This window comes from Rummeliibacillus sp. NPDC094406 (assembly GCF_044763875.1).
Classification (GTDB): Bacteria; Bacillota; Bacilli; order Bacillales_A; family Planococcaceae; genus Rummeliibacillus.
Genome location: NZ_JBIWGZ010000002.1, coordinates 1 through 14070, shown reverse-complemented (window position 1 = coordinate 14070; position 14070 = coordinate 1). Strand labels below are relative to the sequence as shown.

Sequence of the window (14070 nt, the reverse complement as noted above, 5' to 3'; positions counted from 1 at the left end):
CTATATGCAGGCAGTTATATATATTGCACATGGCACTCGTGTTCAGGAGGGGATTGATGAAGCAAGAGCATTTGTAGAGCGTGCTAAAAAATACATTCCAATCGCACTACAGGAGATTTGTTTTTTAGAATTAGTGGAGCCAACGATTCAGGAAACAATTGAGCGTTGCATTCAGAAAGGTGCATCAGAAATTGCACTCGTTCCGATATTGTTGTTTACAGCAAATCATGCGAAAAAGGATATTCCAGCAATTGTTAAGCCAATAGAAAGAAAATATCCTCATATTGTCTTTTCATATGGAAAACCTTTCGGCATTCATCCTAACCTAATTGAGCAAATAAATGAGCGTATTGAAGAGAAGACCCCTAAGCTAGCTCCTGATGCAGAAATATTGCTCATTGGTCGGGGAAGTAGTGATCCAGCAGTAGTTCGAGATTTCGCGGAAATTGCGACACACTTTAAGCTCAGATACGGTATTCGTCATGTAGAAATTGCTTTTCTATATGGAAATGGACCGAAATTTAGTAATTTTGTTGAAAGATTAGTGCAATCTCCAAATAGACCACGGTATATTGTTCCCTATTTGTTATTTCAGGGACGGCTTAGAAAGCATATAGAAAAAGAATTAGAAGGATTTCAGCTTGTGACAGTTTGTAACAGCCTTGGCTATGGTGATCGAGTGCTTGATGTTTTACTAGAGCGCACAAGAGAGGCAATAAAGGCATTACGAACATCCTATGCAAGCTAATATAGATGAGGTGAAGAAATGACGCTACAAGTTAGCAATAGTCCATTTACAGAAAAGCAAGTTCAACTTTTAAATGAGCTCTTACCTAATTTAACAGAGCAACAGAAATTTTGGCTGAATGGTTATTTAAGTGCACCACTACAGGTTATTGCAAAAGCAACAGAGGTGCAAGAAATTTTGGTTCCTCAACAAACAGTTACAGCAACGATTATTTATGGCTCACAAACTGGTAATAGTCAAAAGCTTGCCGAGAAGCTTGGCACCCTCCTAGAAGGACAGTTTGTTGACGTTGACATCTCTTCGATGCTTGATTTTAAAGTAAAGAAATTAAAAAAGCTTGATAATTTATTAATTATTACAAGTACTCATGGTGAGGGCGAGGCACCTGATAATGCAATGCCTTTTTATGAATTTTTACATAGTAATCGTGCGCCTAAGCTTCCACATTTACATTACGCCGTTCTAGCTCTTGGTGATAGCTCCTATGAATGGTTCTGTAAAACAGGTGCTGACTTCGATAAGAGACTAAAGGAACTTGGTGCACAGCAACTAATAGAGCGCGTAGATTGTGATGTAGATTATGAGGAATCAGCAGAGCAGTGGTTTGAAGCATTGGCAAAAACACTTGTACCATCAAGCGTTAATACTTCACAACCAAAAATTGAGAATACTAAAGCCTCTATTTATTCTAAGAAGTATCCATATCAGGCGGATTTAGTAGAAAAAATCAATTTGAATATGGACGGCTCCAACAAAGAAACGTACCATCTAGAGCTTTCATTAGAAGATTCCGGCATTAAGTGGCAAGCAGGTGATAGTATTGGAATTTATCCACATAATCATCAGTCAGTCGTTGAAGAACTAATTGAGGTAGCAGGTTTTATAGGTGATGAGCATGTTCAATACAAAAATGAGACATTGCCAATAGTAGATGTGTTAAAAAATTATGTGGAAATTACCGTGCTTACAAAACCACTTATTGAAAAACTTGCTTCCTATATAAATGGAACAAATGAACTGTTAGATGGAAAATGGAAGGAATATAAGGAAGGGCGATATCTAGCAGATCTATTTAAAGACTATGATTTTACTTGCTCACCACAGGAACTAGTAGATGTGCTACGTCCAATACCGGCACGACTTTACAGTATTGCATCAAGTTATACAGCAAATCCAGATGAGGTGTCTTTATTAATCGGGAAGGTTTCCTATACTGCACACGATCAAAAACGAATTGGAGTAGCTTCTGGTGAAATTGCTGAACAACTAGAGATAGGGGATACGGTTTCAATCTTTGTTCAAGAAAATCCGAATTTTAAGCTTCCGGATGCCAAAACACCGATACTAATGATTGGTGCAGGTACAGGCGTTGCACCATTCCGTTCATTTATCGAGGAGCGAACTGAACAGGAGGCAGGGAATTCCTGGTTAGTCTTTGGAGAACAGCATTTTGTCACAGACTTCCTATATCAAGTTGAATGGCTCCGCTACTTAGAGGAGGGCACATTAACGAAAATGGACGTTGCCTTCTCACGAGATCAAGAGGAAAAAATTTACGTACAGCATCGTCTTCTTGAAAAAGCAAAAGAGGTTTACGAATGGATTGAAAACGGAGCTGTCATTTATATTTGTGGCGATGAAAAAACGATGGCTAAGGATGTACACGAAGCACTTATTCAAATTATTGAACAACAAGGAAAGGTGTCACGTAAAGAAGCTGAAGAGAAACTAGTCGCACTACAAAGAGAAAAACGATATCAAAGAGATGTTTACTAGAGGAGGCAATTCGATGACCGGAAAAGTTGAAGCACCAAAGGGGACACCGAGTGCGAATGAAAAATTCAAAGAGGAAAGTAATTATTTACGAGGCACGATTGCTGAATCATTTAAAGAGCCTTTATCGGGGAAGATACCAGAATCTGACCAGCAACTCATTAAATTCCATGGTAGCTATATGCAGGACGACCGCGACGAGCGTTTAACTCGTCAGCGAAAAAAGCTTGAGCCTTCCTATCAATTTATGATTCGTGTTCGTGTGCCAGGGGGCGTCGCAACACCTGAGCAATGGCTAATGATGGATGAAATGGCGAATACGTATGGAAACAATACATTAAAGGTGACAACGCGCCAGACATTCCAAATTCATGGCATCTTAAAGTGGAATGTCAAATCGTATATGCAAAAGATGAATTCGGTTTTACTCGATTCTCTTGCTGCATGTGGCGACGTGAACAGAAATGTAATGAGTAATGTGAATCCGCATCAATCAGCCTTTCATCAAGAAGTGTATGAATGGTCAGTCAAGCTAAGTGAGCATCTACTTCCACATACAAAGGCTTATCACGAAATTTGGCTAGACGGTGAAAAAGTGCTTGATGAAACGCAAACAGAGGAGGTAGAGCCAATTTACGGAGAGCACTACTTACCGCGTAAATTTAAAATTGGTTTAGCTATTCCACCAAGTAATGATGTGGATGTGTATTCTCAAGATATAGGAATTATTGCTATTGAGGAAAATGGTCAACTAACAGGGTTTAACATTGCTGTTGGTGGCGGTATGGGCATGACGCACGGCGAGGAATCTACGTATCCGCAGCTCGGTCGTTTAATCGGCTTTGTGCCTAAGGAAAAGTTATTAGTAACAGCTGAAAAAATTGTAACGATTCAACGAGATTACGGAAATCGCTCAAATCGTAAGAATGCTCGCTTCAAATATACAATTGATCGTGTTGGCCTTAATTGGTTTAAAGAGGAGCTCGTACGTCGCACGGGCTTTGAACTAGAGGAAACAAGAGCGTTTAACTTTACTCGAACTGGCGATGAATATGGCTGGATTAAGGGTAACAATGGGGAATGGCATTTTACGTTGTTCGTTCAAAATGGTCGAATTAAGGATACAAAGGACTATCCGTTGATGACGGGTCTTCGTGAAATTGCAAAGGTGCATACAGGCGAATTACGAATGACGCCAAACCAAAATGTTATCATTGCGAAAGTGTCGTCACAAAGAAAGAGTAAAATTCAATCGCTAATCGATCAATATCATTTAACGGATGGTAAGCATTATTCAGCACTTCGCCGAAATGCCATTGCATGTACAGCACTTCCAACATGTGGACTTGCGATGGCAGAGGCAGAGCGCTACTTACCTTCACTAATTACAAAAATTGATGAAATCATTGATGAGACTGGATTACATGATGAGGAAATCGTCATTCGTATGTCAGGCTGCCCAAATGGTTGCTCTCGTGCAGCACTTGCTGAAATCGGCTTTATCGGTAAAGGGCCAGGTAAATACAATATGTATTTAGGTGCATCCTTTACAGGTGATCGCTTAAGTAAAATGTACCGTGAAAATATTGATGAAGCTGAAATTTTAGCCGAGCTTAAGTCATTATTATTCCAATATGCAAAAGAAAGAGAAGAAGGCGAGCATTTTGGAAACTTTGTTGTACGTAAGGGCATTATTAAAGTCACAACAGATGGTACAAACTTCCATGCGTAAAAAAGAGAGAGCATTAAGGAATTGAACTCCAATTGGTACAATCAAAAATAAAAGAAGCCACTGATTTTCTGTATAAAACAGCAAATCGGTGGTTTCTTTTTGTTTACAAAGAGTTGGAATTTATTCAATGCAATTTATAAGATCTCGTTGATCATGTCATATAAAAAGATAATATAGTTGTATAAAATTGAGAGCCAACTCTAAAGGAATAGTTTGGAATCTTAACTAAAGGAGAATTTTTCTCGATAATACAGAAATGAGAAGGAGCTAGTATAAATTACAATATGGAATATATATTTTACATTATGTAATTTATATGTTACATTTTATTTATCAGAGGTGGTTATATGGAAAATTCGGTAAAAGTTGCAAGAGTGAAGGCGGATTTAACACAACAACAATTAGCTGATGCTGTTGGAATCACTCGGCAAACAATTAGTTTAATTGAAAAAGGTAAATATAATCCATCTTTAAAGTTGTGTCTACAGATTTGTTATGCAGTACATGGCACCTTAGATGAAATATTTTGGATTGAGGAGGAGGACTTTGAATGAAGAAGATTACGGACGAGCGATTAGTACTTAGAAATCTGCAAAATACAAGAATTGTTTATATTGTGCAGACATTTGGGATTCTATGCATTTTAGGATATGAACTATTTACAAATGGTATTGAAGCAATGCATGACAATCCTGTTTGGCTTGTATTTATGATTTCAGGTATTGTAGCTGCTTATTTATCAATGAGTATTAGTGTTGAGCACGAGAATAAAATTCGTAATCCCAAAAAGTCATTTATTTTTTCGACTTTAATTATCTTAAGCATTTCAGTATTAGTTGCTTATCTTGTTACGATTACACCTAATTCAGGATTGTCACAAGGCACTCTAATTGGTGTCATTCTATTAATTTGTTTTCTTATTCCAAATGTTTATATCTATCGTTTGAGAATGAAACAGCTAATAGATTTAGATGATTAGAGGAATAAATCAATACTACTTTTTTCATATATAACTAGTAAAATGGTTAAACCCAAAGTCAAAAGTTTTTCTGGTCTGACTCAAAATTTAATGTTCTTGTTTTAAAAAGTTTTGTGATTTCCCATATACCGAGCCGTTTCCACATTTAAATAAAAAAAATGTCCATTTTTGTCATGGGCATTTTTTTAAATACATATGCTATTTAGGTAGGGTCAATTGCCAACAAAATAGTTAAGTCCCCAATTCCTTCAGCATTCACAGGTAACTTAAATGCATGTCTAAAGCCAAAGAGTTTTGTATGCCCAACCATTACAGTTGGTGGAGTAATATCAAGTTCTAAATTTTGTTCAGCAACATACGTGCAAAGATTCCCTGCAACCATATTCCCGAATTCACCTGTAAAAGATTCTAACATCGCACCATCAAGTTGCATTCCATACATAGCTTCACCAATGGCACTAAAAGTTCTTGGAGTAGAATCTATGATAATACGTCCCTTCATATCTCCAACCATACCTATTAACACACTGATTTCAGATTGTTCATAAGGGTCTGATGTAATGGATGGAGATGAAACATGAACCTCTTTGGGTAAAACAGCTTTAAGTGAAAGAATTGTACCATTTAAAATAGTCTGAACTTGCGTCGAAGTGCTCATTGTTATCTCCTTTGAATGTGACCTTTTTATTATATTATCACGCTGATAAAGAATTGAATAGCAAACCTTGACGAATTATAGATTTTTTATTATTATTGAGATAACAAATGAGAATGATTTTCATGTTCAACGATGAAACTTATATAAGAATAATAATTAAAAGGGAGCGGTTAAATTGATATATGCATTTATAGGTGCCACACTAATTATTTATGGAGCAATAGGAAAATATGTTTTCAATCAGACAACCGCACATTTAAAATAATTTTTTAAATCCTTCTATTAAATAGGAGGATTTTTTTTGCTTTGTCATGGTAGAATGAACTTATTACTTATCAAAAGGGGTACAAGATTGTCATGACAGAATTCGAGCAGCAATTAAAAAAACTCTTAAAGCAAACTGCAGTTCAATATTTAATATATCAACAAAATGAAGACCAAGAACGATTACAAAAAACAAAATTATTTGCTGAAAAGCTTTTAAATAAAGAATATATGATTGCATTTGCAGGACATTTCTCTGCAGGTAAATCTAGTATGATTAATGCTTTAACAGGAGAAGAACTTTTACCATCAAGCCCTATTCCAACAAGTGCAAATGTAGTTAAAGTTCATAAAGCAGATCAGAATTATGCTATTGCATATTTAACGGATCAAGATCCTGTGATTTTTGATGGGAATTATGATATCCGTACGGTGAAGGAATTTGCCAAAAATGGTGCACTTGTTTCACAAATAGAAATTGGTCATCAATATTCGGTTTTACCAGAAGGAATCACTGTGATGGACACACCAGGCGTTGATTCAACAGATGATGCACATAGAATGTCGACTGAATCTGCTCTACATTTAGCGGATATTGTTTTTTATGTGATGGATTACAACCACGTACAATCTGAATTAAATTTCCAATTCACCAAAAATTTGATGAAATATAATCCAAATCTCTATCTAATTGTCAATCAAATTGACAAGCATAAAGAAAATGAACTTTCATTCGAAGATTTCTCAAATTCAGTTTATACATCTTTTGCAAACTGGGGTGTACAGCCAAAGGGCATTTTCTTTACGTCATTACGTGATGCTTCTAATCCACATAATGATTTCAAAAAAGTAAAAGAAATCGTTATGAATAGTATGATTGGCTGGCAGGATAATTTGCTTGCTGTAGCTGAGAAGACATTACAACAGCTTCACAAAGAGCATGACGAATATTTAAAATCAAATAAACAAGAACTATTAGCCAATAATGAAGAAATATTATCAAAAGAAGACTGGGGAAATCGCGTTGAAATTACATCAGATTATCAAACAGTCATACATCAATTAGAATTGTATTCAGCTTCAAATTGGCAAAAAAGTTTTGATAATAATCGTGATGAGCTATTGGAAAACGCTGCTATTATGCCATTTGAATTACGTGAGAAATTAATGCTTTATCTCGAAAGTATTCAGCCTAATTTTAAGATGGGAATGTTCTTTGCTGCGAAGAAAACTCAAGCTGAACAACAATCTCGTAAAGAGGCCCTTTATGAATTGTATAGTTCAATTACGGCAAATCAAATTTCAGGTCATTTAAGAGTATTAATGAAGCAGTCCCTTAAAGAAGTGAATGCATTAACGGACGAGATGTCTCATGAAATTGATGGTTTCACCTTGAAGCCACCAATGGAAGTGATTGAAGAGCAAGTAAAATTAGACTCTGGTATTGCTGGAGATGCTCTATTAAACTTCGCAACTCGAGTAGCAAATGCCACAATGAGATGGTATAAGCAAAGCACAGATAATTGGAAATTTGAAAAAGCATCGTATATTGAAGAACTTTCATTCACAACAGTTGCACCATTAAAGAAAAAAGGTGCAGCATTACAAAGAAAAGTTGAAATTATTGAAGCTGTGGAATTCATCGAACAGCAAGAAAAGTATTTTGAAGTGCAAAAATCAGTTTCAATCGAAACAGTAAATAAAGAAGCAGATCAATATGTATCCAATTGGTCGAAAGAACATGAGGCAGCATTCGAAAAAATACGCCAATTTGATCCTTCCATGCTAGTAAAAGAAGAACAATTGGATATTGATGAAATAGATCAAGAACAAAACCATGATGGGGTGTCCATTCATTCAGCAACAGCTCTTCAAAATGCGATGAAGACGGCAAATGCTGTTTCACCAATTCAAGGTTTCACGGAAGTCGCAAATTATTTGAAAAATAAAGTACAACGTTTAGAACAAAAAGATTTCACGATTGCTTTGTTTGGTGCGTTTAGCGCAGGTAAATCTTCTTTTTCAAATGCACTAATGGGGCAAAAAGTATTACCGGTATCACCAAACCCAACCACTGCTGCAATCAATAAGATACGTCCTGTTACACCAGATCATCCACATGAAACAGCAGATGTACATTTAAAAACTACGGTGCAATTGCAAGAGGACATTATTGCAAGCTTTGGAGCAATAGGTGTTCGAGTAACCTCATTAGAGGAAGCATTCAGTAAAATTGATGAAGCATTATCAAAAGAACTAGAAGATGAACGATTACATGTTCATAAATCATTTATTCGCGCTTTCAAGGAAGGTTATCCCGAATTTAAGGAGAAACTTGGTAGCACAGTACGTACTAACCGCCAAGAATTTGAGAAGTTTGTTGCCCAAGAAAGCCGAAGTTGTTTTGTTGATACAATCGATTTCTATTACGATTGTGAATTAACACGTATGGGTGTGACGCTAGTGGATACTCCAGGAGCAGACTCAATCAATGCGAGACATACAGGAGTGGCTTTTGAATACATTCGAAACGCAGATGCTATTTTATTTATCACTTACTACAACCATGCATTTGCAAAAGCGGATCGTGAATTTTTAATTCAATTAGGTCGTGTAAAAGATGCCTTTGAATTAGATAAAATGTTCTTTGTTGTAAACGCAATTGATCTTGCTTCAAATGATGAGGAAGCTGATGATGTCAAAACCTATGTTAGACAAGAATTACAACGTTTTGGTATTCGTAAACCGCGACTATTTGGCGTTTCTAGTCTGCTAGCTTTACAAGAAAAAATTGAAAGTAAAACACTTGATTCTGGTATGGGTTTATTCGAAGAAAACTTCCACCACTTTTTATCTGAAGAGTTAACAGCACTTGCCGTACAAGCATTAGTAGAAGAAACAGAAAAAGCCCAAGAGCGATTAAGAATGTTAATCCAACAAACAGAAGACAATATAAAACGCAAAGATGAACGATTAGTGGAACTTGCAAAATTAGAACAATATATTCATACACATTATATGAATTCTGCTGCACAAACCATTGAAAAAGACACATTACAAGAACTAGATGAACTTCTGTATTTCGTATTGCAACGTGTGTATTATCGTTATCCAGATTTCTTCAAGGAAGGCTATAATCCTACAACTTTTGCAATGAAGTCTTCAGCAGTTGCATTAGATATTGCATTAAAAGAAGTACTATCTAGCTTGAGTTTTGACTTTGAACAAGAAATGCGTGTTACAAACTTCCGCTTAGTAAAATTCATTTTGAAAAAAGTACAAGAGCGCTATTCTTATGATACAAAACAATTAAAAGACATCAATGCAAGCTTTTCATTTATGCCTTTTGAAGTGGAAGAACCAGGGATATTAGAATTTACAGGTCCTTTTACAAATAAAAAACCTTATGAATCCGTAAAATCTTATTTTAAAAATAGTAAGTCCTTCTTTGAAAAAGGAGATAATATTAAACTTCGGGAGGCTCTCGAAGAATTAACAAAGCTGGACGCAAAAGTCTATCTTGATACACAATCTGAACGTATGAAAAAATGGCTAGAAAATGTAATAGCTGAAGAAGCTGAAGACCTAAGATTGTATATTAGTAGACAGGCAACTCAACAAATTGATATTGAAAAATCATTGCTTCACGAAAACAGTAAACTAGACGGATGGAAAGTGATTTATGAATCATTAATGGATGGAGTGAAAAATTAATGGGAAATGTTTTTGTTTCAGTAAAAGACTTAGAATTAGCAAAGCAACATGATTATAAGTGGATTGATGCTCGTTTCAACTTACAAAATCCTAATGAAGGCCTCACTTTATATGAAGAAGATCATATTAAAAATGCCGTGTACTGGAATTTAGAAAAACATTTATCGGATATGCAAAAGAATGCAGGTAGACATCCTATGCCAGATAAAGAACAACTAAAAACATTGTTTGAACAAAGTGGTTTACAGCAAGATCAATTCATTTTAATTTATGACCAGGGAGGTTCACCATTCGCAACGAGAGCATGGTGGATGTTGCAATATGGTGGCTTCAAAAATGTAAAAGTTATTCAAGAAGGTTATCAAGCTCTCCGGAAAGCAGGCTTTAAAACTACCAGTGAAAAAACGATTGTTGCATCAACTCAATTAGAGATGAACTGGCAGGATCAACTTTATACAGATCGAGATGGAGTAAAAGCTATTGTTGATGGTAAAGAAAAACGCACATTGCTAGATGCTAGAGCAAACATTCGCTATAGAGGTGAAGAAGAAGCAATAGACAAAATAGCAGGGCACATTCCTGGTGCATTAAATTATGATTGGGAACAATTAATAGAAAATGGATATTTAGCTCCAAATGATTCTTTACTAGATGTAGTGAGTAAGGATGAACCAATTACGGTTTATTGTGGAAGTGGTGTAACAGCATCACCACTTTATGCAGTCCTTAAAGAAATGGAGTATGAAAACGTACAATTATACACAGGAAGCTATAGTGACTGGATTACTAAATATGAAGTAGAAAAGGGGTAATAATGCAGATATAGTAAAGTGTATATTTATGATACTATTTAGTAGAATAGGGGAATTTCCCCTGTATCTTACATAATAGTTCATAGAAAGTAGGCTTACAGTGTTTTTAACTACAACAAGAAAATATACAAAATTACTTAGCATTACTGCATTAAGTTCAGCATTAGTAGCAGCTAGCTTTACTGGCTTCATAACAAAACCATTAACTGCGCAAGCTGCATCATCCGAAGAAAAAGTGTCAAATGAATATGTTTTAAAAACAGCGGGAAATGTCCGCTCTGGCGTTGGAACGAAATATAAAGTTGTAACAACACTAAAGAAAGGGACAACCATTAAACCAACTGTTCGGAAAAAGGATACCCAAAAAACGTATTGGTACAAAATTAAAGTAGGTTCTAAATATGGTTGGATATCAGGTACGCTTTTGACGAAAAAATATATTTATAAATCGAGTGGAGATAAAGATGCAATTTCACTAGATGTTCCTTATATCAATCAGATGAAGCCATTATTTGCTCCATTTGGTTGTGAAGGGGCTAGTTTACAGCAAGCATTACAGTTTAAAGGATATGCTAAAAAAACTAGCTATAAGAAATTCTTAGACAATATGCCGAAAACAAAACAGAATCCTTATAAAGGGTTTGCTGGATCACCTTTTTATGCAATTGATGGTGTGTTTCAATCAATCTTTCCAAAGCCATTAGCGAATTATGGAAAGAAATATAGTAGTACTGTTAAAGATATAACAGGAGCTTCTACAAAAGAATTGCGAACTGAGTTAGCAGCTGGCCATCCAATAGTTGTCTATGTTACCTTGGACTTCTCAAAACCAAAATGGACAAATTGGAATATGGGCTCAGCGGGGAAAAGCGTTAAAATGGTGGATAATTTGCACGTTATGACACTAGCTGGCTATAGCAGTAAAACAAAACGCTATAAAGTGGTTGATCCTAACAACAAAGGCGTATATTGGGTTAATGAATATGAATTTGAACGTGCATATAATGCATTAAAATATGCAGTAGTAGTCCGTTAAATATAAGAAGACATCTTCTTCATTGTTCTATTGAACATTGAAGGAGATGTCTTTTTTATGAATTTTTTTATTTTAACTTAAAATTCCTATTAAATAATTTTACGTAATAAAAGGAACCATATATTTGTTGTCGAATAATAGGAAATAATAAAAGGGTAATATGTAATAATAAGGGAACAATTATTATCTTAATAAGAAAATTTATAAAGAGGTGAAATGATGTTTTCTAAAGAAACTTTATTAGAAACGATTACAATGCAATTAGGCCAAGGCTTAGGAGAAATAGAAAGTATAAACAAAAAACAAATAAAGTCTCTAAAAACAGAAATTGAAAATCGAGATCAGCAAATTCGACAATTAAAAGATAAAATTGAAGAATTACAAAGCAAAATTAAAACTCTGAACAAAGTAAATTATAACTTGAAGAATGAAAGAAAAGTTTTATTAAAAGAAATCAGTAAAAGAAACAAAAAAATGGATTTTACTGAGGGAATTACAACTTTACTTTGTGACGATCTCACAAATGAAGAGAAAGTCAAAATAATAGTATATTTGCTTAAAATCGCTATAAAAGAAGAAAATGTTGAAGAATACATAGAGGAATTTATGCAGATTATTAGTGAAGCAATTATGAATTTTGATTACTATCAAAGCAGATCTATTAAAAGGGAATTAAAAAAGAACTATGTATTCTACCATCAATTATTTTTGAAAGTGCCAGCAAAGAAATTACGATTAGTACTATATGCTTATCATTCGAGTAAAATGATTGATATGATAAAACATTTATTACACGGACTTGTGCAGTCAGGAAGATTATATTCATATAAAGATGAAGATGCTCTAAACATCTTATTATACATAATTTATTATAGAAAAATAAAAACGTATCAAAATGATAGCCGATTTCAATTGTTTTATAAAGATAATGGAAATGATTTCTCCAATAAAGTTTATAACTTTTATTCTCTTTATTCCGTCAAAAGGAATCGCGCACATTTTATAGAATTTGTTGAAGTTCTAGAAGAAAAAGGCGATTGTATAGACTTATTAAAAGTAGAAATGATTCAATATATTTTGAAACGTATTTTTAAAGAAGTGGAAATTGAAAACTATTATAACGTTGAAAAAAATATCAAAAAGACTACACCTAAAACTTATAGATATCGCCATCCCAGTTATAGCGAACTTCGGAATTTTGGATACCAAATAACAGGTCGCACGGATGAACAGCGGTGGTTAGCTTTACAGGAATTCATAGAAAGTTATGGTTTACAAGCAACTGCTAATGAGCTACATAAAAGAATTCGTCTAAAAATGGGAAGAGAAGAAGATAGAAAAAGGTATGCTAATGCGATTGGAAAATGGAGTTATGATTTAAATCGTTTAAAAGAGGAGTATTATGAAAATGATTTTCCATGGCCAGAAAATTAATATATTTGTTTATTTAAAAGGTATCTAACTCATGGGATAAAACTTTTACTAAGAGAATTCTTGAGTATCCTATTTAGGAAGTGGCCGACAATCATATTGGTTATAAATTTTTTAGGACAGTATATTCTTGCTTTTAGACAAGAGTTTAGTTAAACTTCTTAAGAAAGATTTAAACGGAAAGTATAACAATTATTATTTTTATATAAAAAAATATTGCATTTATAAAATAGATACTATATAATAAATCTTGTCCTTAACGCGGAAGTAGTTCAGTGGTAGAACATCACCTTGCCAAGGTGGGGGTCGCGGGTTCGAACCCCGTCTTCCGCTCCATTAAGAGATGCCGGGGTGGCGGAACTGGCAGACGCACAGGACTTAAAATCCTGCGGTAGGTGACTACCGTACCGGTTCGATTCCGGTCCTCGGCACCATCTTTTATTTTTAAATATAATGAAATGATTTGATTAATATATGCGCCCATAGCTCAACTGGATAGAGCGTCTGACTACGGATCAGAAGGTTGTGGATTCGACTTCTGCTGGGCGCACCAAATCGGGAAGTAGCTCAGCTTGGTAGAGCACTTGGTTTGGGACCAAGGGGTCGCAGGTTCGAATCCTGTCTTCCCGACCATTTCAGATTACATAAGGGGCCTTAGCTCAGCTGGGAGAGCGCCTGCCTTGCACGCAGGAGGTCAGCGGTTCGATCCCGCTAGGCTCCACCAATTTTAAATTTAATATTATCATGGCGGCCTAGCTCAGCTGGCTAGAGCGTACGGTTCATACCCGTAAGGTCGGGGGTTCGATCCCCTCGGCCGCCATATTACCTGGAGGAATACCCAAGTCTGGCTGAAGGGATCGGTCTTGAAAACCGACAGGCGGGTCAAACCGCGCGGGGGTTCGAATCCCTCTTCCTCCTCCATA

The 14070-nt window shown here is 35.4% G+C and carries 10 protein-coding genes and 7 tRNA genes; 16 read left to right on the top strand and 1 reads right to left on the bottom strand.

Going from position 1 to position 14070, the window contains the following annotated elements; genetic code table 11:
- The first annotated feature begins 4 nt into the window (after positions 1–4).
- The 5 genes from ACIQ4I_RS04775 (at position 5) to ACIQ4I_RS04755 (ending at position 5232) form a co-directional block, all read left to right on the top strand.
- Entirely contained in the window at positions 5–748 is a 744-nt protein-coding gene (locus ACIQ4I_RS04775) for a sirohydrochlorin chelatase (protein WP_403093428.1), read from the top strand.
- Between the two features lie 18 nt (positions 749–766).
- The gene (locus tag ACIQ4I_RS04770; RefSeq protein ID WP_403093426.1) at positions 767–2524 is read left to right on the top strand and encodes an assimilatory sulfite reductase (NADPH) flavoprotein subunit; all 1758 of its coding nucleotides are present in this window, start codon (positions 767–769) and stop codon (positions 2522–2524) included.
- Between the two features lie 13 nt (positions 2525–2537).
- Positions 2538–4253: an assimilatory sulfite reductase (NADPH) hemoprotein subunit gene (gene cysI, locus ACIQ4I_RS04765; protein ID WP_403093423.1), complete on the top strand. Its 1716-nt coding sequence runs from the start codon at positions 2538–2540 to the stop codon at positions 4251–4253.
- A gap of 347 nt (positions 4254–4600) precedes the next feature.
- On the top strand, positions 4601–4807 hold the full coding sequence (locus tag ACIQ4I_RS04760; protein WP_403093420.1) for a helix-turn-helix transcriptional regulator: 207 nt from the start codon (positions 4601–4603) through the stop codon (positions 4805–4807).
- Positions 4804–5232 (top strand): hypothetical protein, encoded by a 429-nt coding sequence (locus ACIQ4I_RS04755; protein ID WP_403093417.1) that lies wholly within the window; start codon positions 4804–4806, stop codon positions 5230–5232. Before ACIQ4I_RS04760 ends, ACIQ4I_RS04755 begins: the two co-directional genes overlap by 4 nt.
- Positions 5233–5434: 202 nt before the next feature.
- On the opposite strand, the gene ACIQ4I_RS04750 is transcribed toward ACIQ4I_RS04755, so the two are convergent.
- The gene (locus ACIQ4I_RS04750) at positions 5435–5890 is read right to left on the bottom strand and encodes a chemotaxis protein CheX (RefSeq protein ID WP_403093415.1); all 456 of its coding nucleotides are present in this window, start codon (positions 5888–5890) and stop codon (positions 5435–5437) included.
- 357 nt (positions 5891–6247) lie between these two features.
- On the opposite strand from ACIQ4I_RS04750, the gene ACIQ4I_RS04745 reads away from it, so the two are divergent.
- The 11 genes from ACIQ4I_RS04745 (at position 6248) to ACIQ4I_RS04695 (ending at position 14068) form a co-directional block, all read left to right on the top strand.
- Positions 6248–9868 carry a dynamin family protein gene (locus tag ACIQ4I_RS04745; protein ID WP_403093413.1) on the top strand — a complete coding sequence of 1207 codons (3621 nt, stop codon included), beginning with the start codon at positions 6248–6250 and terminating at the stop codon, positions 9866–9868.
- Positions 9868–10680, top strand: coding sequence for a sulfurtransferase (locus tag ACIQ4I_RS04740; protein WP_403093410.1), 813 nt, complete (start codon positions 9868–9870; stop codon positions 10678–10680). Before ACIQ4I_RS04745 ends, ACIQ4I_RS04740 begins: the two co-directional genes overlap by 1 nt.
- A gap of 100 nt (positions 10681–10780) precedes the next feature.
- Complete coding sequence (locus ACIQ4I_RS04735) at positions 10781–11716, top strand: C39 family peptidase (RefSeq protein ID WP_403093408.1); 936 nt, start codon at positions 10781–10783, stop codon at positions 11714–11716.
- A gap of 219 nt (positions 11717–11935) precedes the next feature.
- Positions 11936–13150, top strand: coding sequence for a hypothetical protein (locus ACIQ4I_RS04730; protein ID WP_403093406.1), 1215 nt, complete (start codon positions 11936–11938; stop codon positions 13148–13150).
- Positions 13151–13408: 258 nt separating this feature from the next.
- Positions 13409–13483, top strand: a tRNA-Gly gene (locus ACIQ4I_RS04725).
- A gap of 9 nt (positions 13484–13492) precedes the next feature.
- A tRNA-Leu gene (locus ACIQ4I_RS04720) sits at positions 13493–13581 on the top strand.
- A gap of 42 nt (positions 13582–13623) precedes the next feature.
- A tRNA-Arg gene (locus ACIQ4I_RS04715) sits at positions 13624–13700 on the top strand.
- Between the two features lie 3 nt (positions 13701–13703).
- Positions 13704–13780, top strand: a tRNA-Pro gene (locus ACIQ4I_RS04710).
- A gap of 15 nt (positions 13781–13795) precedes the next feature.
- Positions 13796–13871: transfer RNA gene (locus tag ACIQ4I_RS04705), tRNA-Ala, on the top strand.
- Positions 13872–13893: 22 nt separating this feature from the next.
- Positions 13894–13967, top strand: a tRNA-Met gene (locus tag ACIQ4I_RS04700).
- A gap of 8 nt (positions 13968–13975) precedes the next feature.
- Positions 13976–14068, top strand: a tRNA-Ser gene (locus tag ACIQ4I_RS04695).
- Positions 14069–14070 lie beyond the last annotated feature (2 nt).

Excerpts from the sequence above, each read along its gene's own strand:
- ACIQ4I_RS04775 (WP_403093428.1), top strand. The coding sequence starts at position 5 with ATGCAGGCAGTTATATATATTGCACATGGCACTCGTGTTCAGGAGGGG.
- ACIQ4I_RS04770 (WP_403093426.1), top strand. The coding sequence starts at position 767 with ATGACGCTACAAGTTAGCAATAGTCCATTTACAGAAAAGCAAGTTCAA.
- cysI (WP_403093423.1), top strand. The coding sequence starts at position 2,538 with ATGACCGGAAAAGTTGAAGCACCAAAGGGGACACCGAGTGCGAATGAA.
- ACIQ4I_RS04760 (WP_403093420.1), top strand. The coding sequence starts at position 4,601 with ATGGAAAATTCGGTAAAAGTTGCAAGAGTGAAGGCGGATTTAACACAA.
- ACIQ4I_RS04755 (WP_403093417.1), top strand. The coding sequence starts at position 4,804 with ATGAAGAAGATTACGGACGAGCGATTAGTACTTAGAAATCTGCAAAAT.
- ACIQ4I_RS04750 (WP_403093415.1), bottom strand. The coding sequence starts at position 5,890 with ATGAGCACTTCGACGCAAGTTCAGACTATTTTAAATGGTACAATTCTT.
- ACIQ4I_RS04745 (WP_403093413.1), top strand. The coding sequence starts at position 6,248 with ATGACAGAATTCGAGCAGCAATTAAAAAAACTCTTAAAGCAAACTGCA.
- ACIQ4I_RS04740 (WP_403093410.1), top strand. The coding sequence starts at position 9,868 with ATGGGAAATGTTTTTGTTTCAGTAAAAGACTTAGAATTAGCAAAGCAA.
- ACIQ4I_RS04730 (WP_403093406.1), top strand. The coding sequence starts at position 11,936 with ATGTTTTCTAAAGAAACTTTATTAGAAACGATTACAATGCAATTAGGC.